Raw genomic sequence first — 25,766 nt, forward strand, 5'->3', positions numbered from 1 at the left:
CAGTCACCGTCTCCTTCGAGGCCGCGCGGGCGCAGGCTCGTCCTCGCGAGCGGCCGGCTCCTCGCCGTCGCCGCTCTCGTCGTCCTCGTCCTCGTCTTCGTAGTCCTCGTCCGCGTCGTAGTCCTCTTCCGCGTCGTAGTCCTCGTCCTCGTCGGACGGCCGGTCCTCGCGGTCGGCCTCGTCCGCGGATTCCTCCGCTTCCTCCTCCGGCCGCTCGGGTTCCTCCTCGGCCTCGTCGCCCGGGGCCTGCCGCTCCTGCTCCAGCGCCTCCTCGTGCGTCCTGACGACCTCGCCGTCGCGGATCTCCCCGCGCCACCCCTCGACCTTCTCCTGGTGGAGCAGCACGTTCGTCATCGCGTGCCGGCGGAAGTGCTTGAGCTCCAGCCGGGTCCGGCGGCCCTGGGCGCGCCAGAGATTGCCGGTGCGTTCGAACAGCCCCTGCGGCCAGTACTCCAGGACCAGCAGCACCCGGGTGAGGTTCGACCCGATCTCGGTGAAGCTCACCGCGCCGTCGACGTGGCCCTTGGCCCCCTTCGACCGCCACACGATGTGCGCGTCGGGGACCTGCTCGACGACGGTGGCCTGCCAGGTGCGGTGCGACCAGAGGACCTGCGCCTTCCAGTTGGTCTTCTCGTCCGACTCGCGGTCGACGCTCTCGAGCTTCTTCATGAACCCGGGGAAGTCCTCGAGCCGGGTCCACAGGTCGTAGGTGGTGTGCAGTGGGAGCGGCACATCGATGCTCTCGACGATGTTGGTGACCTTGAGCTTCTTGCCGGAACCACCCTTGCCGCCGCCGAGGGCACCCTTGATCTTCTCCTTGACGGCGGTGGCTCCCGCGCCGAGCGTCGCACCCAGCCCGGGCTTGCCGTCCTCGTCGGTCTTCCCGCTCGGCAACACCGTCCGAAGGCTGGGAAGACCGTGTTCGGCGACGCCGTCGAGGCGCTCGACGAGATCGTCGACCCGGTCCGTCGCCACCTGCGTCGCCCGCTCGACGAGCAGGCCGAGCAGCCGCTGCCCGGCCTCCTTGAGTGCATCGCCGGGCTGGCTTTCGGCGACGGCGCCCTTCGCCCGGGATGTCGTCTCAGCCATCGTCGCCGCTCCGTTGGGTGCGCGTGCGGCCGCCCCGGCGCGCGGCACCACCCGCGGTCGACGCGGCGGCCCGCTTGACGGTCGCGGCGGGGCTCTTGGCCCCGGACGCGCGCGAGCCGCGGCCCCGGGCCGGGCGGCGCGGCGCCTCCTCGTCCTCCTCTTCGGCCTCGTCCGTCTCGTCGGCCTCGTCGGGCTCGCCGTCCTCGGCGGCCTCCTCTTCCGCCTCCTCGGCCTCGGGTTCGCGCTCCTCGGCCTCGGACCGCCTGCGACGCCCCGTGCCGAGGTCGCCGAGCGACTCGACGCGCTGACCCACCTTGTCGGTGAGGGATTCGACCTGACGGGTCGCGACGGCCATCGCGGCGCCCTTGCCCGCATCGAGGAGCCGGCCCCGCATCTCGTCGACCAGGCGGGTGAGCTCGGGCGACGCCTTCACCAGCTTCGTGCCCTGAGCCAGGATCTCGCTCGGTCCGCCGGCGCGCTGGCCTGCCGCCAGCCCACCCAACATCAACGCAAGCTTCATCTTCTTGGTGCGTCCCAACAGGTAGCCGCCGGCGACGCCGAGGGCTATCCGCGCCCCACACTTCACTGGATCTCCTCATGTCGGTCGCCGGGCGGCCCGATCGACGTCGCGCCCGATCTGGTGGACCGGGATGAGCGGACGTTCATGGCGTCACCGACGTCGGGTAGTGCACTAGGCCCGATCAGGGTCGAATGGCATCTACCCACAGCCACGATCAGGCACACGTGAGAACGGCCGCGACGACGTATTTCCCTCCGATCGGCAGCAGCCATACAGCCGAATGGAGTCGCGGTGCCAGGTGTGGGGCGGCCGCGCTGGGGTAGCTCAGTCCCATGACCACTCCGCCCGCACAGCAACAGGAGCCCCCTGGCGAAACCGGTCCCATGCGTCCGGGTCCGGACGACGAGATGGCCGGCTATGTCGGTCGCGATCTGCTCGCCGACCGGGTCGCCCTGGTCACCGGCGGCGACTCCGGTATCGGCAGGGCGGTATGCGTCGCGTTCGCCAAGGAGGGGGCCGACGTGGCACTCGCCTATCTGTCCGAGGACGCCGATGCCGAGCACACCGCTCGGCTGATCCGTGATCAGGGAGGCCGGGCGCTGACGATCCGCGGCGATCTCGCGGTCGCGGGGCACTGCCGCGAGGTGGTCGAGCGGACGGTCGAAGGCCGCGTTGCCCCATCGTCGCCGGGGCAGCTGTGTGATCAACACCGGATCGGTCAACGGACTGCGGGGCAACAAGTCGCTCATCGACTACTCCGCAACCAAGGGCGCGGTCCACACCCTGACCTTTTCGCTGGCCCAGGCCCTGCTCGACCGCGGGATCCGGGTCAACTGTGTGGCACCCGGCCCGGTGTGGACGCCGCTGACCCCGGCGACGTTCCCGCCGGAGCGGGTGGAGACGTTCGGCGAGCAGGTACCGATGGATCGTGCCGCGCAGCCTGACGAGATCGCGCCGTCGTACGTGTTCTTCGCCGCCGACCAGCTGTCGAGCTACTACACCGGTGAGGTGCTGGCCCCGCTCGGCGGCGAGACGACGCCCGGCTGAGGTCTGCCCGCGGGCGCCAGCTGTGCCACGCAGGTGGTGTCGTCGGTGAAGGGTTGCAGCGCCGTGACCGCCAGCGGCGCCCGCAGCGCGGTGAGGGCGCCCTGCATGAGGCCGAGATGAAGCGGGCAGACGAGGTCGCGATGCTGCTCGGCGAGTTCGCGGAACGGGCAGTGCCGCAGCCGCACCCGCTCGGGGACGCCCGGTCCGCCGGTCGCCTCGTCCGGCGCGAAGTCCAGATCCGCGAGCATCCGGACCAGCCGGATGGCCGCCTCGGCGGGCCCGACCCGGCGGGCCGGAACCGGTCGCGCGACGAGCGCGGCCCCCCATTCCCGGCCGATATCGGTCGCCTCGGCGGTGGGGTGCTCGCTGGTTGCGGCGATGCGGCTGAGCAGGATGTCGGCCAGCTCCTGATAGCGGCGCAGCCCGCCGCGGGCGAGGCCGGGTCGAGGCCGGTAGACCACGCGGGGCCGGCCCGGACCCGAGGGGGTGCCAGGGAAGCGCTCGACGATGCCGGCGCCGACCAGCCCGTCGAGATGGAACCGGGCGGTGTTGGGGTGGATGCCGAGCTGCGCGGCGATCTCGGAGACACCCACCGGTTCGGCGGCCCGCTGGACGGCCTCCAGCACCTGCCGGCGGCGTCCGGCGTGCCCGGTGTGCCCCGTCATCGGACTCGGTCTCCTCTTCGGCGCGGCCGCGGATCCTCGATGCGCTCGAAGTTTACACAATTGATCATTGTGAAAATAGGGGAAATCTGGTGAACTGAACTCGTGACATCGCTCTCCGGCATCGACGTCGACACCGCCTCCGGCGACCGTGCGTGGCGGGCTCGGGAAAAGCTGCGGGATCGGGGTGACGAGCTGCTCGCCGAGCTGGCCGCGAAGGTCGCGCTCGTCACCGAACTGCAGCTGTCGGTCACCCTCCACGAGGAGGCGCACGACGAGTTGGCGCGGTTCTGCCGCCGGCAGGTGCTGGGCCTGCTGACAGCGACCGATCGGGTGTTGTACGCGGCCGCGGCGGAGGCGAACGACACGCGACTGCTGGTACGGGCGCTGCGCACCCAGCACGATCTGCTCGCCGCCGAGATCGAGGACCTGGTCCGGGCGAACACCATCGGCCGGGCTGCCCTCGCGGGCCACGCGATCCTCGCCCTGCTCGACGGCTGCCGGCGGGTGGAGCAGGCGGTGCTGCTGCCCGCAATGGCCGCCATACCCGGGGTCGATCTCGCGGGGCTCGTCGATGACCTCGACGCGGTACTCCGCGATGGCCTGTTCCGCGACGCCCGGGCGCCCGAGCTCCCGGTGAGCGAGGGATCTCCGCCGGCCCCCGGCGGCTACGCTCGGCTGGCGTCGGGACAGGCCGGATAGGGGAGCGTGAAGGTTGACGGACATGGCGACGGCCCCCGGCGAGGCCGCGGGCGGCGATCTGCCGCGCGCACTCTGTGACGTGCATGCGGCGCTCGCCGACTCCGCATCGGCGCCGACCGGTGTGGTCTGGCGGATGACCGAGGTCGGCCGCCAGCTCGACGCGAACCTGCTGAACCTGCCTGCCGGGCAGGTCATCGGCACCCACGCCGAGCCCGATCTCGATGTGCTCGTGATCGTGGTCGCCGGGAGCGGAACGATGAGTACCGACGAAGGCCCGCTCACGCTCGGTCCGGGCCGGCTCGTATGGCTGCCCCACAGCTCCACCCGCAGCCTCACCGCCGGCCCGGACGGCCTCGCCTACCTGACCGTGCACCGGCGGCGGCCGGGGATGCAGATCCGGTCCGGCCCGCCCGCGCACGGGCCCTACGCCGTGTCGTCCTAGATCCTCCTAGGAACCGACGATCTCGACGTCGTCGCGGTAGAGCTTGTAGGCGTCCTGGTACTCCATCACCCGGGCGACCTCGCCGATCAGGTCCTCGGCGTAGCCGGCCCGGCGCAGCAGGTGGAAGCCCATCTCCATGCCCGAGGTGATCCCGCCCGCGGTGATGATCCGTCCCGAGTCGACGACCCTGGCCCGGCTGATCCGGCACGCCGGGGCGATATCGGCCAGCCGGTCGATCGGTACCTTGCCGGGCGGGTTGGCCTCGACCCGGTCGGGCTCCTTGCGGCTGGTCGCCGCAAGTCCGTCGAGCAGGCCCATCTTCCCGTAGATCCACGAGCCGGTGCACACGCTGGTCAGCAGCGTCTCCTCCGGCTGGCTGCGGATGAACTCGTGCAGCCTGCCGTTGCGGACCTCCTGGCGGGTGCCGAACCCGCCCGGGATAAGGAAGGCGTCCATCGCGGGCCGGTCGGCGAAGGAGTAGTTGGGCAGCACGGTGAACCCGGCCTGGGCCTGCACCGGCCGCAGCGCGTCGGCGATCAGGAACGCCTCCAGCTCCGGATCGAACCGGCGGGCCACGGCGAACACGCCGTGCGGCGCCGCGAAGTCGACGATCTCGACGTCCTTGAACACGTAGATTCCGAGCCGGAAACCACTGGTCCCCATCATGCCCTCCCGCGTCTGCATCGGAAAACGTCCGTTTTCCACGGCGTTCCGAACCCTAGGGGAACGACCGTTTTCCGTCAATATCACGGCCGTCTAGACTGCCCGAATGAGTCCCCCCGACGCCCGGGACCCGCAGGTCCGGACCCGCCTGCTCGACGCCGCCGAGCGGCTGTTCTACGGCCGCGGCGTGCGGTCCGTCGGGGTCGACGACGTCGTGGCCGCGGCCAGGGTGGCGACCAAGACGCTGTATGCGCAGTTCGGCTCCAAGGACGGCCTGGTCGAGGCCTACCTGCGCCGCCGAGACCAGCGCTGGATGGACTGGCTGCGGGCCAGGGTGGCGGAGGCTGAGCCCGGATCACCCCGGGTCCTCGCGGTGTTCGACGCGCTGGGTGAATGGTTCGGCGAGCCCGGCTTCAACGGCTGCGCCTTCGTCAACGTGGCCGGCGAGCTGGTCACGCACGCGGCTGCGCGGGCCGTCGCCCGCGACCACAAGCGGGCGCTGCGCGCGCTGCTGGCGCAGCTGGCCGCCGACACCGGCGCCGCCGATGCGGGCGTGCTCGCCGACCGGCTGATGCTGCTCGTCGAGGGCGCGATCGTCACGGCGCACGTCGAGGGCGACCCCGAGGCGGCGCTGCGCGGTCGTTCCGCCGCGGCGGCGCTGCTGCAGGTGCACGCCGCCGCGGCGTGATCACCCGGGACCTGGCCCGTTACGGTGGGCGGGGGTGGTCGATCATGCGCGCTGGCGTCAGCGTCGTCGGCAGTCTCAACCACGACATCGCGGTGACCCTCGATCGATTGCCCGCGGCGGGTGAGACCGTCGCGGGCGGACCGGCGTGCCGCGGGGTCGGAGGGAAGGGCGCCAACCAGGCGGTCGCGCTGGCCAGGCTCGGCCGCCACGCTCGGATGGTGGGCGCGGTCGGGGCCGATGCCGAGGGCGTGGCGCTGCGGGCCGCGCTGGACGCCGAGGGCATCGACGTCGCGGACGTGGCCACGGTCGACGGGCCCAGCGGCACCGCCATCGTGCTGGTGCACGGCGGGGAGAGCACGATCGTCGTCAGCGCCGGGGCCAACGACCGGCTCGACGCCGAGCGGGTGCGCGCCGCGGCGGGCACTCTCGCACAGGCCGCGGCGGTGCTGGTGCAGTGCGAGGTGCCCGACGGCGCGCTGGTCGCCGCGGCCGAGCTCGCGTCCGGGTTCTACGTGGTGAACCCCGCCCCGGCCCGCCCGCTACCCGAGACTGTGCTGAACAGGGCCGATATCCTGGTGCCCAACCTCACGGAGCTGGCCACGCTCGCCGGCGGCCCCGTTCCCGAGGACCTCGACGGCATCGTCGACCTCGCCCGCGCGCTGCGCCCGGCCGCGGCCACCGTCGTGACCCGCGGCGGCGACGGCGCCGTCGTCGTCGAACCGACCGGGGTGGTGCGGGTCCCGGCGGTCGCGGCCACGCTCGTCGACGCCACCGCCGCCGGGGACAGCTTCGTCGCCGCGCTCACCGACGCGCTGCTCGACGGCGTCTCGCTCGCCGACGCCGCACGGTGGGCGGCCCGCGTCGCCGCGGTCACGGTGTCGCGCCCCGGCGCGTCGGCGTCGTTGCCGCGCCGCGCCGAGGTACCGGCCTAGCCTCGTTGGCAGGTAGGAAGCTCGGCTTGCACGTCGCGGACTTCACCTGGCCCGGCGGACCGGAGCAGCTGGCGGAGAACCTGACGCGGGTGGTGCGGACCGCCGAGGACGCCGGGTTCGCCCGGCTCAGCGTGATGGACCACCTGTGGCAGATCGGCTTCCTGGGCCCGCCGGAACACGAGATGCCCGAGGCCTACACCACGCTGGGCTACCTCGCCGCGCGCACCTCGCGGGTGAACTGGTGTCGTGGGTGACGGCGGTCGTCTATCGCGAGCCGGGCTGCCCTTCCCGCCGACGGCCGAGCGGTTCGAGCGGCTGGACGAGGCGCTGCAGATCTGCCTGCAGATGTGGAGCGACGACGACGGACCCTACGAGGGCAAGCACTACCGGCTCGAGCGCACCCTCAACTCGCCGCAGCCGCTCACCCGGCCGCTCCCGCCGATCCTGATCCTCATCGACGGGAGCGGGGAGCGCAAGACGTTGCGGCTGGTCGCCCGGTACGCACAGGCCTGCAACCCCTTCCCGAGCCCCGACCTCGAGCGCAAGCTGGACGTGCTGCGCGGCCACTGCGCGGCCGTCGGCCGCGACTACGACGAGATCGAGAAGACGGTGATGATCAGCCTGGACCCAGGCCGAGCGGGGAGAAGGTCGACGCCCTGCTCGCGCAGTTGCAGCGACTCGCCGGGCTGGGGTTCTCCGAGGCGCACGGTATCGTGCCCGGCGTCGCCCGGCTGACGCCGCTCGAGCTGCTGGGGGAGCGCATCATTCCGGTGGCCGCAGGCTTCTGAGGCGGTCGGCGCTAGTCGTCCTCGTCCCACTCCCGGTCGTAGCGATCGGCCGCCTCGGTGCGCTCTCTCGCGATCTCCAGGGCGCGCGCCGCGGTCTCCCGGTCCGGGTAGGGGCCGAGCCGGTCCTCGGCGCGGCAGCCCTGCTGCGGCTCGACGGTGTGGTGTTTCAGGCAGTAGTACCACTTCTCGGCGCTCATGGTCAGATGCTGGCACGTTTCGTCCGGTGCGGGGCGGACCGGCACTCGGCCCACCTACGTTCCCGGTTGCGGAGCGACGTGACCGCGGCAATCCCCCGGGAACCGGGGTGATCGCCTGCGGGAGCCCCTGGTGGTGTCCAGGGGTCGTACTCGTAGGGAATACGCCTTGCCCCGCTGTTTGCGGTCCCTCATGTGACCTGGACGATGATCTTCCCACGGATACCACCGGCCTCCAGCGCGCGGTGGGCTCCGGCGATGTCGTCGAGTGGATAGACCCGGTCCACGATCGGACGGATCGCTGCGCTGTCGACCAACCGGGTCAGTTCGGAGAGGAGCTCCTGGCCGGAGTTGCCGCTGAAGAACCGGACTCGTCGTGAGCCGAAGACGGTGGAGGCGGCGATATAGGACAGTGACGCGATCGGGTGGTCGATGTCGAAGGTGATCGACACCATGCGTCCGTTCCTGGTCAGCAGTCTGCGGTAGGCGCTGAAGTCGGTGCCCACCGTGTTCAGGACGACGTCGAACCGGCCAAGGTCGGCGGGGCGCGTGGTGGCGTAGTCGAAGGCTTCTGCTGCGCCGAGCGAGCGGACGAAGTCCAGCTGCTCGGCGCCGGCCAGCGCAGTGACCCGTGCGCCGTGTTCCCGCCCCAGCTGGACGGCGATGCTGCCGACCCCGCCGCTGGCGCCGCGCACGAGCAGTCGCTCGCCCCGCATGAGGTGGGCTTTCTCGCGCAGCGCGATGATCGCGGTCATGCCAACGGCCGGCAGGGCCGCGGCCTGAACCAGGTCGACCGAGGTGGGGGCGAGAGCCAGCCTGCCAGGGGGCACGGCCACGAACTCGGCCGCGCTGCCGAAGCTGTGGGGTACCACCCCCCACACCCGGTCGCCGACGGTGAATCCGGATGCCGCAGCGCCCACCGCGGCGACCGTGCCCGCGAAGTCGATCCCCATGCGTTTCGGAAAGCCTCGGCCCAGCGCGGCGGTCACCAGCCGAACCCTGCCGGCCCGGCCCACCAGTTCGCCGCCGTTCACACTAGCGGCGGCCACCCGCACCAGTACCTCGCCGGGTCCGGCGACCGGCGTCGGCAGCCTGCCCTCGTAGAGCACCTCCGGTGGCCCGTACCTGTCGTACAGCGCCGCACGCATCTCACCCATGTCCATGGTCCCTCCCTCGGGCTCCGCCTCGCCGACGACCGGCGAGCTCTGCCTGCGACCACGGTAACGAGGTAACCGGATGGGGGCTTCCACTTGTGGTTAAGGTGAGAGACATGCCCGCCGATCCGTCTCGGATCACTGCCGGCGCCGCTTCCGCCGAGACGCCGAGGCTGCGCGCGGATGCACGGCACAACCGCAACCGCATCCTGGACGCCGCCCGCGAAGCGTTCGCCGCACGCGGGCTGGAGGTGCCGATGGCCGCGATCGCGCGCCGCGCGGGCGTCGGCGTGGCCACGCTCTACCGACGGTTCCCTACGCGCGAGGCCTTGATCACGGAGGTGTTCACCGACCAGCTCACCGGGTGCGTCTCGGTCATCGACGACGCACTGGCCGACCCGGACCCGTGGCAGGGGTTCTGTCTGGCGGTCGAGAAGCTGTGCAGCCTCCAGGTGGCCGACCGTGGGTTTACCGCGGCCTTCCTGACGAAGTTCCCCGACGCGGTCGACTTCGAACAGAAACGGGTGCGCGCCGAGCGGGGGTTCGCCGACCTGGTGCGGCGCGCCCAGCAGTCAGGCCGGCTGCGCGCCGACTTCGACCGCAGCGATCTCATCCTGCTGCTCATGGCCAACCACGGGATCACCGCAGAATCTACAGTGGACAAACTGGCGGCTTCCCGTCGGCTGGTCGCCTACTTGCTTCAGGCATTCCGGGCCGACCACGCCGGCCCTGCCTGCGTTCTTCCGCCGCCGGCGTCGCTCGACCTCGATCGCGTAAGCCGGTCCAGCCGCATACCCAACCTCAAGGAACCGGGTGGCCCGTGACGTGGCCGCGGCCACGTCACGGCCTTGACAACGGCTGCAGCCGGGGCGACAACGGCTGCAGCCGGGGCACAATCCTTTCCCGATCGACGGTGCTCTCCTCCCGACACCGAAGGGGCAGGAGGAGGCCGTGATCGTGACGGCATCCGATTGCCGACACGAGTGCGGGTGGCCGTTGGCGCCGCGGGTGCGATCGTCGCTCGCCATCGCCTACCCCGGCGCGGTCCACCTGCCCGACTGGCTCACCCTCGTCCAGCAGCGCGACCTCGTCACCCGCTGCCGCGCCTGGGCGCGTGAAGGCCCGGGGATCCGCGCTGCGATGCTGCCGTGCGGCGATGCTGTGCGGCGCGCGCAGGGGATCCGACGTGGCCCGGATGGGCCCGGCTACCGACCGCCGGGCTGCGGGAGCCGGTGTCGGCTACGCATCGAGGCGGTAGAAGCGCCAGAAGTCGTGTTCGATGGGGAGGACCGTGACGGTGCTGAACCCGGCGTCGAGCGCGTAGCGCCGTACCGTCTCCGGGCGGATCACCGTGCCGGTGCCGGCGGCGTCCGGCTCGACCATCGCCACCGCGAGACAGTGCAGGGCGCTCCAGCCGTAGTTGAACCGGTCGAGATCGTCGCCGGGCGCGGTGAAGGTCTCGGCGACCCGCTCGTCCGCGACGAGCACCGCGCCGCCGGGGGCGAGCATCTGTCGCGCGGTGCGCAGCACATCGACCGGATGCGCCATGTCGTGCAGCGTTTCGAACAACGTCACGAGGTCGTAGCGTCCGGCGAGCGCCGGATCGGCGGCATCCCGGCGGGCGAACCGCACCCGGTCCGCGGCGCCGGCCACGACCGCGTTGCGGCGGGCCGCCTCGATCGAGGCCTCGTCGAGGTCGATGCCGTCGACCTGCGCCGCCGGAAAGCCACGAGCAATGGCGATGGTCGACCATCCGCAGCCGCAGCCCAGGTCCGCGACTCGCGCGGACGGATGAGTCCGGCGCAGCCGCGCCTCGATATCGGGCAACGCTGGAAGCCAGTCGGCGACCAGTTGATGCACGAACATCGGGCGGTTCGCCCGCTCGATGCCCTGCCGGATGTCCGCGCCGTACGCCTCGAACGGCACGCCGCCCCCGGTCCGGAACGCCTCGGCCACTTGCGGCAGCGTCTGCGCGATGCTGATCGCGAGCTGCGCAAGGGGGACGAGGTGGGCGAGGCTCTCCGGTGCACACAGCACGTCGTCGGCACCCACCGGGAGTCGATAGCGACGGGTGGTGGCCTCGCCGGTGTCCTCGGCGACGTCGAGCACACCGGCAACCGCCTGCTGCTCCAGCCACTCCCGGGCGTACCGCTCGGCGATGCCGACGGCGCTCGCCAGCTCGGCGGACGTGGCCGAGCCGGCCTGCCCGAGCGCCGTGTAGAGGCCGAGCCGGTCGCCGAGGTAGACGTGCATCAGCTCGGTTGCGCCCAGCGTCGCGCGGAAGATGTAGTCGGCGAGCGCATCGCGCCGATCGCCGGCCTCGGTCGTCACGGGATCCATCGGAGCCATCGGTCGCACCTCTCCGTGGGACACGGACGAGTCGGGCGCACCACCCGGCGTCGGAACGCCGACCTCGGTCCGGCGAGCCGCCACGCGAACGATAGACGCCTGCCCGCGCGACCGCCAGGAGCCCGCTCTGGGCTCTGCGGCGTCGCGAACACCCGGCCCGAACCACGCGGGTCGACCGCGCATCGATCCTCGGTACTCAGGACTCAACGGCCGGGTCATCGACCGTGGGCGCGGTGGAACGCGTTGTAGGCCGTCTCGTCGAACAGCACGAACCGGGCCTCGCGGACCGAGGTCGGGGTGTCGCGCACCGTCCCGATCGCGATCCGGGCCGCGTCGTCGAGGGGCCAGCCGTAGATCCCGGCCGACACCGCCGGGAAGGCGACGGTGGCCGCGCCCAGCTCGTCGGCGATGCGCAGCGACTCGCGGTAGCAGGAGGCGAGCAACCCCGAACGGTCCTCCCGTTTCGCGTACACCGGCCCGACCGTGTGAATCACCCAGCGGGCCGGCAGCCTGCCCGCGGTGGTGGCGACGGCCTGGCCGGTGGGTAGCCCGTCGGGGTAGCGGGTGGTCCGCAGCTCCCGGCATTCGGCGAGGATCTCGGGCCCGCCGCGGCGGTGGATCGCACCGTCGACCCCACCGCCGCCGAGCAGCGCGGAGTTGGCCGCGTTGACCACCGCGTCGACGTCCTGATCGGTGATGTCGCCGCGGAGCAGCACGATCTCGGTGGCACTCATGCCCCCATCGTGCGCGTCAGCGCAGCGCGGACAACAGCGGGATGGCGGCGATCTTCTCGTCCGTCAGTTCCGACCAACGGATGAACTCCGACGGCCGCGCGCCGCGCCGGGCACGGCAGTCGATCACCCGCTCCGGCGTGACGATCAGGTCGACCGGGGCGTCGTGGGCCGCGGTCGGGATCACCCCGGCCGGTCGGACCTGCAGTTCGTGCACCGTCGTCACGACGAGGGTCTCCGGTCCGATCAGCCCGGCCTCGGTGGCCAGCGCGAACTCCAGGTCGGCGAACCCGCCGCCCTTGCCGAGCCGGGGGACCGCCATGTAGACGGTCTTGCCGTCCTCCAGCGCCCGCTGGCGGACGGGTAGCTGCGCCGCTCACCGGCGCATCAGCGCACGAGCAACACGATCAGCGTACGCGGACCGTGCACACCCTCCACCCGTTCCAGCTCGATGTCGCTGGTCGCCGACGGGCCGGAGATCAGCGTGATCGGGCGGGTCGCGGTCAGCCCGGCGAGCAGCTCGGGCACGGTCTGCACCACCTGCGCCGCATGCACCACACAGACGTGCACATCGGGGACCAGGGTGATCGCCCGGCGCCCCTGGTCGGCCGAGCCGTCGAGCGCGATCGTGCCGGTCTCGGCGCAGGCCAGCGCGCAGCCGGTGACGACGGCGGCGAACTCGTCGAGGGCATGTGGGGTGAGCGTCCCCTCGTCGCGGGTGCCGCCGAGCTCGCCCCACGCCGCCGGCGGCTCGGGCGGCAGCAGCACCGGACCGTCGGGAAGCGCCGCGGTCACCGCCGTGGGCAGCTCGGCGGCGCTGACCCGCCGTACCGTCGCCCGATAGTCGACGAGCCGGTCGGTGAGCAGGTCGAGCAGCGGCTCGGAGCCGGGGGCGTGCTCGCCGGTGTGGTGATAGCCGCGCGGGGTCTCGGGCGCGACGGCGCCGGCGTTGGCGGCCCGGATCGCGGCGAGCACGCGCTCGCGGGCAGGCGGTTCGTTCACCGATTCCCCCGCTCCCGCGCCCACCACTCCCGGAAGCTCTCCGCGGGCGGGCGGGGCAGATCCCGGCTCGCGGTCCACGCCGACAGCGGCGGCGGCAGCGCGCCGATCATCCCGGTGCGCCGGCCCAGCACCCGGCCGACGCGCGAGGCCTTCTCCGCGGCCGCGAACCGCCCGGGCTCGGTCATCGTCCAGCCTGCGGCCGCCATCGTCAGCTGCTCGAGGGTCGGGATCCGGGAGGCCGCGCGACGCTCCTCGACGTGCGCGGCGCGCAGCCGGACCAGCAGCGACGGGATGTCGATCCGGACCGGGCAGGCGTCGAAGCAGGCGCCGCACAGGCTGGAGGCGTACGGCAGCGAGGCGTTGTCCTCGATGCCGGTGAGCTGCGGGGTGAGCACCGCGCCGATCGGCCCGGGGTAGACCGAGCCGTAGGCGTGCCCGCCGGTGCGCTCGTAGACCGGGCAGACGTTGAGGCAGGCCGAACACCGAATGCAGTGCAGTGCCTCGCGCCCGATCTCGTCGGCCAGTGCCGCGGTCCGGCCGTTGTCCAGCAGCACCAGATGGAACTGCTGCGGCCCGTCGCCCGGCGTCACCCCGGTCCAGATCGAGGTGTAGGGGTTCATCCGCTCGCCGGTGGAGCTGCGAGGCAGCAGCTGGAGGAAGACCTCCAGGTCCCGCCACGTCGGCACGACCTTCTCGAGACCCATCACGGTGATCAACGTCTCGGGCAGGGTCAAGCACATCCGGCCGTTGCCCTCGGATTCGACGACCGCCAGCCCGCCGGTCTCGGCGACCCCGAAGTTCGCGCCGCTGATCGCCACCCTCGCCCGCAGGAACCGTTCGCGCAGGAACGCCCGCGCGGCCATCGCGAGCCCGCGCGGCTCGTCGGTGAGCGCGGGGTCGACCCCGGGCATCTCGCGCAGGAAGATCTCCCGGATCTCCGCGCGGTTGCGATGGATCGCCGGGACCAGGATGTGTGACGGCAGGTCGCCGCCGAGCTGCACGATCAGCTCGGCGAGGTCGGTCTCCTGCGCGACGACCCCGGCCGCCTCCAGCGCCTCGTTGAGCCCGATCTCCTGGGTGGTCATCGACTTGACCTTGACGACCTCGTGCACGCCCGTCGCGGCCACGAGGCGAGTGACGATCGCGTTGGCCTCGGTGGCGTCGCAGGCCCAGTGCACCGTGCCCCCGCGGGCCCAGACCTCGCGCTCCAGCCGCTCCAGATGCTCGTCGAGGCGGGCCATCGTCGCCGCCTTGATCGCCGCACCGGCGCGGCGCAGCTCCTCCCAGTCATCGCGCTCGGCGACGACGGCGGCGCGCTTGTCGCGGATCGTGCGGGTCGCGTGCCCGAGGTTGCGGCGCAGCTGGGGCTGGGCGAGCGCGGTGCGGGCGGCGGCCGGGAACGGCCGATCGCCCCGCAGATGTCCGACGCCGCGGGGGGCGTGGGTGGGCAGCCCCAGGAACGTCGTCATTCCGTTGCCGCCAGGATCTCCGCGAGGTGCACGGTCCGGGTACCGCTGCGCAGCCTGCTCAGGCCGCCACCGATATGCATGAGACACGAGCTGTCGCCGGCGGTGAGGACCTCGGCGCCGGTCGAGACCACGTGGCGCATCTTGTCGGCGAGCATCGCGGTGGAGGTGTCGGCGTTCTTCATCGCGAACGTGCCGCCGAACCCGCAGCACTGGTCGGCGTCGGGCAGCTCCAGCAGGGTCATCCCGCGGACGTTGCGCAGCAGCCGCAGCGGCTTCTCGTCGACGCGCAGCATCCGCAGCGAGTGGCAGGTCGGATGGTAGGTGACCCGGTGCGGGTAGTAGGCGCCGACGTCGTCGACGCCGAGCACGTCGACGAGCAGCTGGGACAGCTCGTGGGTTCGTTCGGCGACGGCCTGGGCCCGTATGGCGAGCCGCTCGTCGCCCGCCCGGCGCGCGACCATCGCGTGCTGGTGGCGCACCGAGCCGACGCACGATCCGGACGGCGCGACGATCGTCTCGAACGGTTCGAAGACCTCGACATGGTGGCGGACCAGCGGCAACGCCTCGCGCTGATAGCCGGTGTTGATGTGCATCTGCCCGCAGCAGGTCTGTGCCTCGGGGAAGACCACCTCGTGACCGAGCCGTTCGAGCAGCCGCACGACCGCCTTGCCGACGTCGGGGTAGAGCGCATCGGCCAGGCAGGTCACGAACAGCGCGATCCGCATCCGAGGTCCTTCCGATCGGTGTGCTCAGCCAGCGTAGACAGCCAAACATCGGACCTCTCGCCGGCGTCGGGATGCTCTCACCGTGCGGGCGGCCCCGGGGCGATCTCGGTGCGCACCGCGTACAGCTCCGGGAAGAAACTGATGTCGAGGGCGGCCCGCAGGAACCCCACCCCGCTCGTCCCTCCGGTGCCGCGGGCGGTGCCGATCGTCCGCTCGACGGTCTTGAGGTGACGGAACCGCCAGAACTGGACGTTCTCCTCCAGATCGACCAGTTCCTCGCACGTCTCGTAGGCCGGCCAGTACTCGCGCGGGTGCTCGTAGATCCGGCGGAACACGGCGACCAGGCCGGGGTGGAAGGTGTGCGGCCGGCGCACGTCGCGGGAGAGCAGCTCGGCGGGCACGGCGTGCCCATGCCGGGCGAGATGGCGCAGGAACTCGTCGTAGACGGTGGGGCGCTTGAGCTCGGTGATGAGCAACGCGTGGGCGGGCGGATCGTCGGCGAACAGCTCCAGCATCGTCGCGTCCCGGTTGCCGAGCGCGAACTCCACGGCCCGGTACTGGAACGACTGCATTCCCGATGAGGTGCCAAGGAAGCGCCGGAACTCGGCGTACTCCGAGGGGGTCAGGGTGGCCAGCACCGACCACTGGTCGGTGAGGGTGCGCTGGATGTGTTTGACCCGCGCCAGTCCTTTCAGAGCGGGCCGCAGCTCGTCGTCGGCGAGCCGGTCGCGCACGAAATCCAGCTCGTGCAGGACCAGCTTGAGCCACAGCTCCGACGTCTGGTGCTGCACGATGAACAGCAGCTCGTCGTGGTGCACCGGTCTGCTGACCGGGTGCTGGGCGGACAGCAACTGGTTCAGGTGCAGATATGCACCGTAGGTCTTTTCGGTGCGCATTCGGCCAGCGTAGGACGCCACGCCTGGTCGGCCGAGGGCCGAAGGTGGCGTGCTGGTCGCGCGGATACCCCGACTCGGCCGCGCGGATACCCCGACTCGCGCTCGGAAATACCGCGACTCGCGGGGGTGAGCTGCGTTCTCAGCGTCGGTTAAGCGCCTGCTTCCTACTGTCCGTCGTGTGACAACAGCGCTGATCACCGGTGCGAGCGCCGGCCTCGGAGCCGCGTTCGCGCGCCGTCTCGCCGCCGACGGCCTCGATCTCGTCCTCGTCGCTCGCGACCGTGGGCGGCTCGAATCGATTGCGAACGAGCTGCGCGCCACCCACGGCGTCCGGATCGAGGTGCTGCCCGCGGACCTGACCGTCCCGTGGGCCCGCGCACGCGTCGAGCGGCGGCTCACGGCGACGGTCGAGCCGATCGACCTGCTCGTCAACAACGCCGGGGTCGAGGCCGATGACGAACTCCCCGCCGCCCCGATGACAGACCTGCAGGCCGAGATCGACCTCAACGTCACGGCCGTGCTGCGGCTGACCCGCGCCGCGCTGCCCGGGATGCTTGCCCGCGACCGCGGTTCGGTGATCAACGTCGCCAGCTTCGCGGGCTACCTGCCCGCCCGCGGCTCCGCCTACGGCGCCAGCAAGGCGTGGGTGCTGAGCTTCACCGACACCGTCGCGGCGTCGGTCGCGGGCACCGGGGTCCGGGCCATCGCGCTGTGTGCGGGCCGGTTGCGCACGGCCCGGCACGCGCAGGTCGGGCCGCCCGGGTCGCCGCTGTGGATCGAGCCCGCCGACGCGGTCGACGTCTGCCTGCGCGACCTGTCCCGCGGCCGCAGGCTGAGCACCCCGGGCTGGCTCTACCGGCTGCTCGTGGGCACCCTGGAGGCCCCGCGGCGTTCGCTGCGGCTGCTGGCCAGGCTCGCCGGGCGCGGCCGGGAGCAGCAGCCGCCGACGCCACGGCCGGTCGATCCCGCGGCGGCCGCCGATCCGGAGCAGACCATGCGGCTCGCGGCATGACGCCGACGCTCAGTGACCCAGCCGCTCCCGCAGCCCGCTGGCCCGGCTCACCGACCGCCCGACCGCGGTGCGGACCGCCTGCTCGGATCCCACGACCCGCACCACCTCGCGCGCCCGGGTCACCGCGGTGTAGAGCAGCTCGCGGGTCAGCAGCGGCGACTCGGCGGGCGGCAGCACCACCGTCACCCGGGAGAACTGGCTGCCCTGGCTGCGATGCACGGTCATCGCGTGCACGGTCTGCACCGCGGACAGCCGGCTCGTCGGCACCCGCAGCGGCCTGCCCTCGCGGGTGAACGCCGCGCGCACCGCGCCGTTCTCGCGCACGACGACGCCGGTGTCGCCGTTGAACAGACCAAGGTCGTAGTCGTTGGCCGTGACCAGCAGCGGCCTGCCCGGATACCACTCGTCGTCGGCGGCGGAGCCGGCTCCGGCGTCGGCCAGCCAGCGCTCCACCTCGGCGCTCCACCGCGAGACGCCGTAGGGCCCGCGCCGATGCCCGCACAGCAGCCGGTGCCGTTCCAGGGCGGCGAGCGCGTCGGCGACCGCGCCGTCGCGGGCCGCCACGGACAGCGCGCCGGTGGCGGCGACGACGTCGGCGCGCACGCTCTCGAGCCCGGCGGGATCGCGGCTGTCCAGGTCGTCGGTCTCGACGAACATGAGCTCCGGATGGCCGGCGCGCAGGTGCGTGAGGGCCGCGTCGGCGTCACCGGCCTGGACGGCGCGGGCCAGCGCAGCGATCGCACCGCCGAATCGCCAGGTTCGGTCCAAGGTCACCACCCCGTGCACGACCGGCGGATCCGCCGGACCGAGCGCGCCGAGGGCCCGCAGCCGCTCGTCGAGCCAGGGCTCGGGTTGCCCGTCGGCTCGGGCGAGGTCGCCGAGGACCGCGCCTGCCTCGACCGAGGCGAGCTGGTCGGGATCGCCGACCAGCACCAGCCGGGCATCGGGACGGACGGCCTCCAGCAGCCGCGCCATCAGCGTCAGCGACACCATCGAGGTCTCGTCCACGACGATCACGTCGTGCGGCAGTCGGTGGTACCGGTCGTGCGCGAACCGGCTGGTGCTACCGGGCCTGCGCCCCAGCAGCCGGTGCAGGGTCGATGCGGGCAGCGGGCCGAGCCCGGCCCGGTCGGGTTCGGGGAGCTCGGCGGTGTGCTCGGCGACCGCCTCGGCCAGCCGGGCGGCGGCCTTGCCGGTGGGCGCGGCCAGCGCGATCCGCGGCGGCGGGCCGGGCTGGTCGCGCAGCAACGCCAGCAGCCGCGCCACCGTGGTCGTCTTGCCGGTCCCCGGGCCGCCGGCCAGCACGGTGACCCGGCGCAGCGCGGCCACCGCGGCCGCGAGGCGCTGCCGATCGGTGCCCGTTGCGGCGCCGGCCGGGTCGCCGGGGAACAGCCGGTCCAACCCGGCCCGCAGCCGGTCCAGGTCGACGGCCGGGGGAGCGGCCGCAGCGCGGTCGCGCAGCTGGGTGCGTACCTGCTCTTCCTGCCGCCAGTAGCGGTCCAGGTACAGCAGCCGGCCGGGCATCCGCAACGGGGCGGATCCGGCGTCGCGCCCGGTGCCGACCAGCGGGCTGCACGCGCAGGCCGCCCGCCACGCCGCGGGGTCGGGCCAGGCCAGCGCGGAGACGTCGATCAGCTCGTCGCTCTCCCCGAGCACCGTGTGGCTGATCGCGTCCAGGTCGATGCACACCGAGCCGTGCCGGATCGCCCGCACGGTCAGCGCGACGGCCAGCAGCACCCGCTCGTCGGGTTCCGCGCCGAGCCTGCCGAGCCGGTTCGCGACGTGCACGTCGGCGGTGGTGAGCACACCCGCCGCGTTGAACTCGCCGAGCAGCCCGGATGCGGTGCGGGCGAACCGCGGGTCGTGGGCGTCGGCGTCGGCGTCGGCCGGCGCCCGGGTCATGACGCCCGGCCCTCGTCCAGCAGCCGGGACAGCTCGACGATCAGCTCCGGTGGCGGCGCCCAGCCGAACACCCCGCACGGTGTGCCGCCGACGATCGGGGTCGCGGGCCCGCACATCCCGCGCAGGAACAGGTACAGCGCACCGCCGAGATGGCGGTGTGGCGCGTAGCCGGCCAGCCGCCAGCGCAGATACCGGTGCAGCGCCACCGAGTACAGCAGCGCCTGCAAGGGGTAGTGCGCCGCCAGCATCGCCTCCGCCAGCAGCGGCGGGGCGTAGTGCGCCGCGGTCAGCGGCTCCCGGCCGGCCGGGCCGACCGGACCCAGCCAATTGGTCTTGTAGTCCACGACGAGGAACCGGCCGTCGACCCGCAGCACTGCGTCGATACTGCCGGTCAGGTAGCCGCGCAGCGGCTGGCCGCCGAGCGCGGCGGTGTCGAGCAGATCGGGGTAGCGCCGCAGCGGGTCGTCCGCGGGCAGGTGGGCGCGCAGCAGGGCGGCGAGATCGCCGAGGGTGAGTGCCGCACCCGGGGCGTCGCCACCGGCGAGTGGGAGCTCGAACTCGAGCTCGGTGAGCCGGTCGGCCGGGGGGATGGCGTGCAGCGCCCGGCCGCCGGTGAGCGGGCCGAGCGGAGTCTGCACCACCGGGACGAGCGCCGCCGCGAGGTCGGCCGGGTCGAGCGCCGAGGGCCGCCGCTCCAGCTCCGCGCGGGCCCCTTCGGTGAGCTCGCCCAGCAGGCCGGATGCGGTGGGGTCGGCGGTCTCGAGTACCGCATGCACCAGCGTGCCGAACCCGGTGCCCACCGGCAGCTCGGCCATCGGCGACGGCACGTTCGCGACGGCCGGATCCGCGCCCGCCCCGACGGCGACGTCGAGTTCCAGCTGTTCGGTGGGCTCGTCGCTGATGCCCGAGTCCTCGGGTTCGCTCGCGACCTCGGTGGGCGTCCGGTCGTGGGCGGCCGCGGTGAGCGCGCTGTAGGAGGTGCGTCTCCAGGCGGTGTCGAGGCCGCGGTCGAACAGGGCGGCGGCGAGCTCGGCGGTGGGCCGGCGCGGCGGGCGCCAGCGCCGGTCCGCGGGTTCGCCGACCTCCTCGACGACGAGGTCCACCGAGGCGAGTGCGCGCAGCTGGGCGAGCATCGCCGCATCGTCGGGCACCGGGTAGGACTGCGCGGGCATGGTGCCCGCGGCGGGGCGGCCGACCAGTAACCGATGCAGCGCGGAGCTCGCGGTGGTGGTGGCCGGCGCCCACCAGGCGACGACCTGGCAGCGCGCCCGGGTCATCCCCACATAGAGCAGCCGTAGGTCTTCGCCCGCCTCCTCGGCGCGGTGCGCCGCCAGCCGATCGCGGTAGCGCGGCCCGTTCGGGCCGCCCACATCGAGCACCCGGCCCCGCTCGTGCAGCAGCAGTACGTCCGGCTCGCGCGCGACGAACCGGTCCCAGCCGAACGGCAGGTAGACGATCGGGAACTCCAGGCCCTTGCTGCGGTGCACGGTGACGATCTGCACGGCGTCGGCGTCGGACTCCAGCCTGCGGCTGCGCTCCGCGCCGGTGTCGGTGGCGGCGTCGTCGATGCGGTGGCGCAACCACTCCGCCAGCGCAGCGGGCCCGAGATGCTGCTCGGTCGCGGCGCGGTGCAGAACCTGGGCGATATGGCGCAGATCCGTGAGCCTCCGCTCCCCGTCGGTGCGCCCGAGCAGCCGCTGCGCCAGCCGCCGTCCGGTGCTGACCGCCTCCAGCAGCGCCGCCACCCCGTGCTCGCGCAGTATCGTCGACCACGATCGCAGCAGGCCGCCCAGCTCCTCGACGATCGTCTCGCCGCCGGGCCCGCAGAGCTCGGCCACGGTGTGCCCGACGAAACAGGTCAGGGCGGCCGCGCGGAGCCGGGTGGTGCGCTGCGGCTGCTCGATCGCCTCCAGCAGGGTCAGCCACTCGGTGGCGATCGGGGTGGCGAACACGCTGGCGGTGCCGGTGAGCACCGCGGGCACCCCGGCCGCGGCCAACGCCTCACGGATCAGGCCGCCGTGAGCGTTGGTCCGCACCAGCACCGCGACGTCGCCGGGTGCGACCGGACGCCCCTGCACCTGTGCGGGGCCGGCCAGCAGCGTCGCGATATCGGCGGCCACGTCGGCGGCCACCACCTGGCGCGCCGGGCCGACCATGCCGAGGCCGCGCCCGGTGAGCACGGGGAGCCGGTCGCGGCCGACGATCCGCAGCCGCAGCGGCGCCCCGGCCGGCGCGCGGGTGAGCCTGCGCTCGATGTGTTCGGCCTCCGGCGGGTGCACCACGATCCGGTCGTCTCCCAGCGCGGCCCCGCCGAAGAGCGTGTCGAGCGCGGTGAGCAGGGCGGCGTCGCTGCGCCAGTTCCGGGCGAGCGTGGCCGTCGCACTCGCCTCGTCGGCCGCCTCCAGATAGCTGACGACGTCGGCCCCGCGGAAGGCGTAGATCGCCTGCTTGGGGTCGCCGATCAACACCAGCGTGGTGTGCCCGTGGAAGGCCCCGCGCAGGATCTCCCACTGCACCGGGTCGGTGTCCTGGAACTCGTCGACGAGCACCACCGAGTACCGCTCGCGCAGCCGCGACCGCGCGGCCGGGCCGCGCGCCGGATCGGTCAGCGCCTCGGCCAGACGGGTCAGCATGTCGTCGTAGCTGAACAGCCGCCGCGCCCGCTTGCGCCGGCCGACCTCGCGGCGCACGGCGCAGGCGAACTGGTAGCGCACGCCGGCTGCGCTGTCGGCCGGCGCGTCGGCGGGTTCGAGCCGGGCCTGAGCGTCGTCGACGGCGCGGCGGGCCAGCTCGAGCGCCTTGGCACGGTCGAACGGCGGGTTCCCGGCGCCGGGCGCGGCGTACTTGCGCACGTAGAAGTCGTCGACGACCTCGGTGACCAGATCGTCGACCGTTTCGACGAACACAGCGTCGGGATCGCCGTCCCCGACGACGCCGAGACCGGCGAGCATCTGCTGGCAGAACTGGTGGGTGGTGGCGATCGTGGCCGCGTCGAACTGCGTCAGCGCCTGGGTGAGCCGCCGCCCGCGCGCGGCCACCTCGGCATCGCATGCCCCGTCACCCCCGGCCAGCAGCGCGAGCAACCCGTCGTCGCCGGCGCGGGCCGCGACCGGGTCGGCCAGCGCGCGCTGGCCGACGACCAGCCGGTCGCGGACCCGTTCGCGCAGCTCCTGGGTGGCCTCCCGGCCGAAGGTCACGAGCATCAGCTGGGGCAGCGTTGCGCGGCCCTCGGCGATGTAGCGGGCCGCGAGCGCCGCGATCGTGAACGTCTTGCCGGTGCCGGCGCTGGCCTCCAGCACGGTCGTTGCGCCCTCGGGCGGCAGTGGCCCGCAGACGTCGAACGCGGCCGCGGCCAGGGTGTGCGCTGTGGTCACGGGTGGTCGACCTCCTCGGCCGCCAGCAGCGGCGTCCACATTCGCATCGCCAGCCTGCCGAACCGGGTGGGTTCGCCCGGCCCGTCCGCCCGGGTCGCGAACAGCACCGCCGCCGGCGCATCGGGCCCCCAGATCCGCTGGTGCGCGACGTCGTCGCGCTCGGCCCCATACCCCTGCGCCCACGCCTGCTCGGCGCCGGCCTCGGCCGCGGCCGGGGAGCCACCGCCGGCGCGGGTACGCGCGTAGGCCGCGCAGGCGGCGGTGGCCATCGGCAGTGGTTCGCACAGTCCCTGCCGGTGCAGGGCAACCAGATCGGCGAGCACCGCCCGGGCCGTGCCCGGCGCCACCGGGCCGAGCACCGACCGGGCGAGTCCCGCGTACTGGCCGCGGCCAAGCGTCACCGCTCGCCACGGCGTGCTGGGGTGCGCCACGGTCAGCGCCAGCAGCTGCACCCAGGCGCGCAGCCGGTGCTTGGGCGCCAGCCGGGAGTACTCGACCCGCACGATGGCCGGGCCGAACACCGCGCCCACGGTGCCGACCACCGGCACACCGTCGAGGACCGCGGTGATGTCACGGGCTTCCGGCTCCACCGGGCGCAGCCGTGCGGCCACGGTCACCAAGCGCTCCACATCGGCGGCCACGGTGTCGAGCAGCCGGTGGCCCAGCGCCCCCGGCGGCAGCTCGCCGCGGCGCCATTCGGCCTGCCGGCAGCGCTGCAGCGGATGCCCGGCGAGACGGTCGCGCAGCAGCCGGGTGCCGACCGACCACCGCCCCAGCCCGTCGAGGTCGACCGGGAGCGCGTCGGCCGGCTCATCGTCCTCGATGGTGAGCGCGATCCCGACCCGTTGGCGCAGGAACGCCCTGGCCGGATGCTCCAGGAATCGGGCGAGGTCCTCCAGTTCGACGGCCTCCGGCGCGGGCGGCGGGGCCAGTGGCGCGGCCAGGAACGGCGCGGGCTCGCTGCGCCCGCCCGCCGCCGCCCGCGCCCCGGCGAGCGCGGCGGCATCGAAGCTGAACGGGCCGGGGACACCTAGCGCGGCGGGAGTGAAGTTGCGCGAGTCGAAGGGCTGCAACGGATGCCGGACGACCACCTGCTGCCGGACCGCTCCGCCCGAGGCGGCGCACGCGGTGGCGTCGAGGGTGTCGAGCAGCTCGCCGAGCGGGACCGCAGGCGGCCGCGGGGCGTTGGTCCGGGCATCGGCCCCGGAGTAGAGGACGACCAGGTGTTCGGTCGCCGCGCCGATCGCGTCGAGCAGCAACTGGCGATCCTCGCTGCGCGGATCGCGCTCACCGACCCGAGGGTCGCGGGCCAGCACGTCGTCGCCGTCGGCCGCACCGGTCCGGGGGAACTCCCCGTCGTCCAGGCCGAGCAGGCACACCACCCGGTGCGGCACCGAACGCATCGGCACCAGGGTGGCGACGGTGAGCGTTCCGGTGCGGAAGTTCGCCCGGGTCGGCCTGCCGCGCAGCTGGTCGGCCAGCAGCCCCCGGACGTCGGCGAGCGTCAGCGGCACGGTGCCCGCGTGCGGCCCCGCGGCCCGGACCATGCCGGCCAGCTCGGCCCTGGCCTGCGCGGACTGCCAGGCGTCGGCCGGGGTGGTGACGGTGAGCGCGTCGAGGCCGTCGCCGAGTGCGGCGCTCCATGCCGTGAGCGGCCGCTCCCCGTTGAGCCCGGCCAGCACGGCGCCGAGCCGGTCGACCAGCTCGGCGAGCCGGCCGACCAGATCGACATCGGAGCTGTCGATGTCGTCGAGCGGTAGCGCGGTGCCCAGCCAGCACTGCTCGTCCTCGGCCATCGCGACGCCCAGCAGCATCCGGTCGAGCCCCGCCGACCAGGTGTTCTGCCCGAACCCCTCCAGCCGGAACGGCCTGCGGTGCGCGCCGTCGAGGCCCCAGCGCACCCCGGAGCGGGCGACGAGGTCGCGCAGCCGGTCGAGCTCGTCGTCGGTGATCCGGAACCGGCGCCGCACCGGGGCCGAGGCCGCCAGGTCGAGCAGCTGCGACGCCGTCACCCGCGCATCGGCCAGCTCCAGCAGCGACGCCATCGTGCCCAGCAGCGGGTTGACCTGGCCCAGCGCCCGGTCGGCCAGCCGGACCGCCAGCCGGTGGCCGGGGTGCCCCTCCGCGGAGACCAGCCCGAACGACGCGGAGATCAGCGGCGCGAAGATCTCGACGTCCGGGCACATCACGAGGACATCGCGCGGCTGCAGCGTCGGATCGGCGGCGAGCAGTCCGAGCACGACCTCGCGCAGCACCTCCACCTGGCGATCCGGACCGTGGCAGACGTGCACCGCGACGCTGCGGTCGGCCGGGTCGATCCGGGGCCGCCGATCCGGCTCGGGCAACGCGTCGTCGCGCAGGCCGCGGTGCAGCAACCCGAGCAGCGTGCCGGCCGGTTCGGGGCCGCGGTGACGGCGTTCGGCCGCGCCCGCGGGCAGCCGCAGCTGCAGCTCGCGGACGTCGCGGCCGAGCGACGACAGCAGCGGATGCCGGGGCAGCTCGGCCGTCGGATCGGCGGCGCGCGCCGCGACGGTGCCGGTGTGCGGCGCGACCGCGTCCCACAGTGCGGGGGAGGGATGCGGCAGCCACAGGTGCACCTCGCGGTGGACGGCCAGCGCCTCGAGCACCGCGAGCTGGTCGGCGGCCAGCCGGGTGGGCCCGAACAGCGACAGCCGGGGTGGCAGGTCGAGCAGCCCCGGGTCGGTGCGCAGGACCGTGCAGGCGGCCTCGATCCGCTCGGCCGGACCCGCGACACCGATGCGCTCCCGCAGCCGCCGCCACAGCTCGGGCTGCCAGCAGAGATCGTCGGGAAGCGGATCGCCGTCCGGACCGTCGAGGTCCGCGCCGCCCTGCCACGCCGCCAGCATCCCCGGTCGGTGCGCGGCGTAGGTCGCGAACAGGCCCGCCAGCCTGCGCGCGACCGCGTAGCGCCGACCCCGCCGATGAGCCCCGTTGCCGCCGCTGCCGAGATACGCCCCGAGGACCCCGAACCGGGCCTCGCCTGCCGCCTCGTCGATCAGCTCCAGCAGCGGCCACACCGCGCGCGCCGGATGCCACGGGTCGTCCTCCGGGTCGATCCCGCAGCAGCCACCCACCGCTTCGGCCACCACCGCGGCGGGAGCCGGGAACAGCACCCGCGCGCACACCCCGTCGCCCCGGCCCGCGCCCGCCCCGAGCCGGTGGGAGAGCCGCTGGGCCAGCCACCGCTCCACGCCGCGCTCCGGCACGGCGACGATCTCGGGCGCGAACGGATCGGCCAACGGCTCGCGCAGCACATCGGCCAGCGCGGCGACGAGGGTGTCGGCGCGTTCGGCGCGGTGGACGTGCAGCACGAGGTGACGTTATCCGGGAGCACCGACACCCTCCGCGTTCGACCCGCCACGCGCTGGCGCTGGCGCGGCGGCGCCAGCAGAATCACGATGCGG

General features: G+C 73.5%; 24 protein-coding genes and 1 pseudogene. 9 read left to right on the forward strand and 16 right to left on the reverse strand.

Annotated features, from left to right (window positions below; genetic code table 11):
* Positions 1–3: 3 nt before the first annotated feature.
* Together G567_RS0125370 and G567_RS31500 are read right to left on the reverse strand one after the other, a co-directional pair.
* Complete coding sequence (locus G567_RS0125370; RefSeq protein ID WP_028932109.1) at positions 4–1,089, reverse strand: SRPBCC family protein; 1,086 nt, start codon at positions 1,087–1,089, stop codon at positions 4–6.
* Positions 1,082–1,675 carry a hypothetical protein gene (locus tag G567_RS31500; protein WP_051233551.1) on the reverse strand — a complete coding sequence of 198 codons (594 nt, stop codon included), beginning with the start codon at positions 1,673–1,675 and terminating at the stop codon, positions 1,082–1,084. The genes G567_RS0125370 and G567_RS31500 overlap by 8 nt, the downstream gene beginning before the upstream one ends.
* Before the next feature lie 266 nt (positions 1,676–1,941).
* Between G567_RS31500 and G567_RS31505 the strand changes: the two are divergent.
* Positions 1,942–2,656 (forward strand): annotated as a pseudogene (locus tag G567_RS31505) (SDR family oxidoreductase).
* Here the strand turns inward: G567_RS31505 and G567_RS36755 are convergent.
* Complete coding sequence (locus tag G567_RS36755) at positions 2,605–3,321, reverse strand: helix-turn-helix transcriptional regulator (protein WP_051233552.1); 717 nt, start codon at positions 3,319–3,321, stop codon at positions 2,605–2,607. The pseudogene G567_RS31505 and the gene G567_RS36755 sit on opposite strands and share 52 nt — an antisense overlap.
* Before the next feature lie 102 nt (positions 3,322–3,423).
* Here G567_RS36755 and G567_RS31515 point away from each other — a divergent pair, with 102 nt between their 5' ends.
* Both G567_RS31515 and G567_RS31520 read left to right on the forward strand, forming a co-directional pair.
* On the forward strand, positions 3,424–4,020 hold the full coding sequence (locus G567_RS31515; protein ID WP_037058226.1) for a hypothetical protein: 597 nt from the start codon (positions 3,424–3,426) through the stop codon (positions 4,018–4,020).
* A gap of 22 nt (positions 4,021–4,042) precedes the next feature.
* A complete protein-coding gene (locus G567_RS31520; protein ID WP_037058198.1) occupies positions 4,043–4,462 on the forward strand; it encodes a cupin domain-containing protein in 420 nt (139 codons plus the stop codon).
* A gap of 6 nt (positions 4,463–4,468) precedes the next feature.
* On the opposite strand, the gene G567_RS0125400 is transcribed toward G567_RS31520, so the two are convergent.
* Entirely contained in the window at positions 4,469–5,146 is a 678-nt protein-coding gene (locus G567_RS0125400; protein WP_147200976.1) for a DJ-1/PfpI family protein, read from the reverse strand.
* Between the two features lie 85 nt (positions 5,147–5,231).
* Here G567_RS0125400 and G567_RS0125405 point away from each other — a divergent pair, with 85 nt between their 5' ends.
* From G567_RS0125405 to G567_RS31525, 4 genes are read left to right on the forward strand one after another with little or no spacing between them, the layout of a single operon-like run.
* On the forward strand, positions 5,232–5,813 hold the full coding sequence (locus tag G567_RS0125405) for a TetR/AcrR family transcriptional regulator (protein WP_028932111.1): 582 nt from the start codon (positions 5,232–5,234) through the stop codon (positions 5,811–5,813).
* Between the two features lie 44 nt (positions 5,814–5,857).
* Positions 5,858–6,745, forward strand: a complete 888-nt coding sequence (locus G567_RS0125410) for a ribokinase (protein ID WP_037058228.1) — start codon at positions 5,858–5,860, stop codon at positions 6,743–6,745.
* Positions 6,746–6,750: 5 nt separating this feature from the next.
* Positions 6,751–6,999 carry an LLM class flavin-dependent oxidoreductase gene (locus tag G567_RS36540; RefSeq protein ID WP_245585795.1) on the forward strand — a complete coding sequence of 83 codons (249 nt, stop codon included), beginning with the start codon at positions 6,751–6,753 and terminating at the stop codon, positions 6,997–6,999.
* Positions 6,992–7,480 (forward strand): LLM class flavin-dependent oxidoreductase, encoded by a 489-nt coding sequence (locus G567_RS31525; protein ID WP_245585796.1) that lies wholly within the window; start codon positions 6,992–6,994, stop codon positions 7,478–7,480. The genes G567_RS36540 and G567_RS31525 overlap by 8 nt, the downstream gene beginning before the upstream one ends.
* Before the next feature lie 64 nt (positions 7,481–7,544).
* On the opposite strand, the gene G567_RS0125420 is transcribed toward G567_RS31525, so the two are convergent.
* Positions 7,545–7,730 carry a hypothetical protein gene (locus tag G567_RS0125420; protein ID WP_037058200.1) on the reverse strand — a complete coding sequence of 62 codons (186 nt, stop codon included), beginning with the start codon at positions 7,728–7,730 and terminating at the stop codon, positions 7,545–7,547.
* 188 nt (positions 7,731–7,918) lie between these two features.
* Entirely contained in the window at positions 7,919–8,884 is a 966-nt protein-coding gene (locus tag G567_RS0125425) for an NAD(P)-dependent alcohol dehydrogenase (RefSeq protein ID WP_245585797.1), read from the reverse strand.
* A 113-nt stretch (positions 8,885–8,997) separates the two neighbouring features.
* Here G567_RS0125425 and G567_RS31530 point away from each other — a divergent pair, with 113 nt between their 5' ends.
* Positions 8,998–9,705 (forward strand): TetR/AcrR family transcriptional regulator, encoded by a 708-nt coding sequence (locus G567_RS31530; RefSeq protein ID WP_051233553.1) that lies wholly within the window; start codon positions 8,998–9,000, stop codon positions 9,703–9,705.
* 415 nt (positions 9,706–10,120) lie between these two features.
* On the opposite strand, the gene G567_RS0125435 is transcribed toward G567_RS31530, so the two are convergent.
* The 7 genes from G567_RS0125435 to G567_RS0125465 all read right to left on the reverse strand — a co-directional run bounded on the left by G567_RS0125435 (position 10,121) and on the right by G567_RS0125465 (position 16,053).
* Positions 10,121–11,230 carry a class I SAM-dependent methyltransferase gene (locus tag G567_RS0125435; protein ID WP_211224077.1) on the reverse strand — a complete coding sequence of 370 codons (1,110 nt, stop codon included), beginning with the start codon at positions 11,228–11,230 and terminating at the stop codon, positions 10,121–10,123.
* Between the two features lie 215 nt (positions 11,231–11,445).
* Positions 11,446–11,964 (reverse strand): O-acetyl-ADP-ribose deacetylase, encoded by a 519-nt coding sequence (locus tag G567_RS0125440; RefSeq protein ID WP_028932116.1) that lies wholly within the window; start codon positions 11,962–11,964, stop codon positions 11,446–11,448.
* 16 nt (positions 11,965–11,980) lie between these two features.
* On the reverse strand, positions 11,981–12,283 hold the full coding sequence (locus G567_RS31535; protein WP_051233554.1) for a 5-formyltetrahydrofolate cyclo-ligase: 303 nt from the start codon (positions 12,281–12,283) through the stop codon (positions 11,981–11,983).
* Positions 12,284–12,348: 65 nt separating this feature from the next.
* Positions 12,349–12,963, reverse strand: a complete 615-nt coding sequence (locus G567_RS0125450; protein ID WP_028932117.1) for a LutC/YkgG family protein — start codon at positions 12,961–12,963, stop codon at positions 12,349–12,351.
* Complete coding sequence (locus tag G567_RS0125455) at positions 12,960–14,432, reverse strand: lactate utilization protein B (RefSeq protein WP_028932118.1); 1,473 nt, start codon at positions 14,430–14,432, stop codon at positions 12,960–12,962. The genes G567_RS0125450 and G567_RS0125455 overlap by 4 nt, the downstream gene beginning before the upstream one ends.
* Positions 14,429–15,157, reverse strand: coding sequence for a (Fe-S)-binding protein (locus tag G567_RS0125460; RefSeq protein ID WP_028932119.1), 729 nt, complete (start codon positions 15,155–15,157; stop codon positions 14,429–14,431). The genes G567_RS0125455 and G567_RS0125460 overlap by 4 nt, the downstream gene beginning before the upstream one ends.
* 77 nt (positions 15,158–15,234) lie before the next feature.
* Positions 15,235–16,053 (reverse strand): tryptophan 2,3-dioxygenase, encoded by an 819-nt coding sequence (locus tag G567_RS0125465; RefSeq protein WP_051233555.1) that lies wholly within the window; start codon positions 16,051–16,053, stop codon positions 15,235–15,237.
* 178 nt (positions 16,054–16,231) lie between these two features.
* On the opposite strand from G567_RS0125465, the gene G567_RS31540 reads away from it, so the two are divergent.
* Positions 16,232–17,065 (forward strand): SDR family NAD(P)-dependent oxidoreductase, encoded by an 834-nt coding sequence (locus G567_RS31540; RefSeq protein ID WP_084796447.1) that lies wholly within the window; start codon positions 16,232–16,234, stop codon positions 17,063–17,065.
* A gap of 9 nt (positions 17,066–17,074) precedes the next feature.
* Here the strand turns inward: G567_RS31540 and recD are convergent, their stop codons facing one another.
* The 3 genes from recD to recC are packed head-to-tail and all read right to left on the reverse strand — an operon-like array spanning position 17,075 to position 25,673.
* A complete protein-coding gene (gene recD / locus G567_RS0125475; protein ID WP_028932121.1) occupies positions 17,075–18,967 on the reverse strand; it encodes an exodeoxyribonuclease V subunit alpha in 1,893 nt (630 codons plus the stop codon).
* Positions 18,964–22,341 carry a UvrD-helicase domain-containing protein gene (locus G567_RS0125480; protein WP_028932122.1) on the reverse strand — a complete coding sequence of 1,126 codons (3,378 nt, stop codon included), beginning with the start codon at positions 22,339–22,341 and terminating at the stop codon, positions 18,964–18,966. The genes recD and G567_RS0125480 overlap by 4 nt, the downstream gene beginning before the upstream one ends.
* The gene (gene recC / locus G567_RS0125485; RefSeq protein ID WP_028932123.1) at positions 22,338–25,673 is read right to left on the reverse strand and encodes an exodeoxyribonuclease V subunit gamma; all 3,336 of its coding nucleotides are present in this window, start codon (positions 25,671–25,673) and stop codon (positions 22,338–22,340) included. The genes G567_RS0125480 and recC overlap by 4 nt, the downstream gene beginning before the upstream one ends.
* Between the last annotated feature and the right edge of the window lie 93 nt (positions 25,674–25,766).

The sequence above is a fragment of the Pseudonocardia asaccharolytica DSM 44247 = NBRC 16224 genome, assembly GCF_000423625.1.
Classification (GTDB): domain Bacteria; phylum Actinomycetota; class Actinomycetes; order Mycobacteriales; family Pseudonocardiaceae; genus Pseudonocardia; species Pseudonocardia asaccharolytica.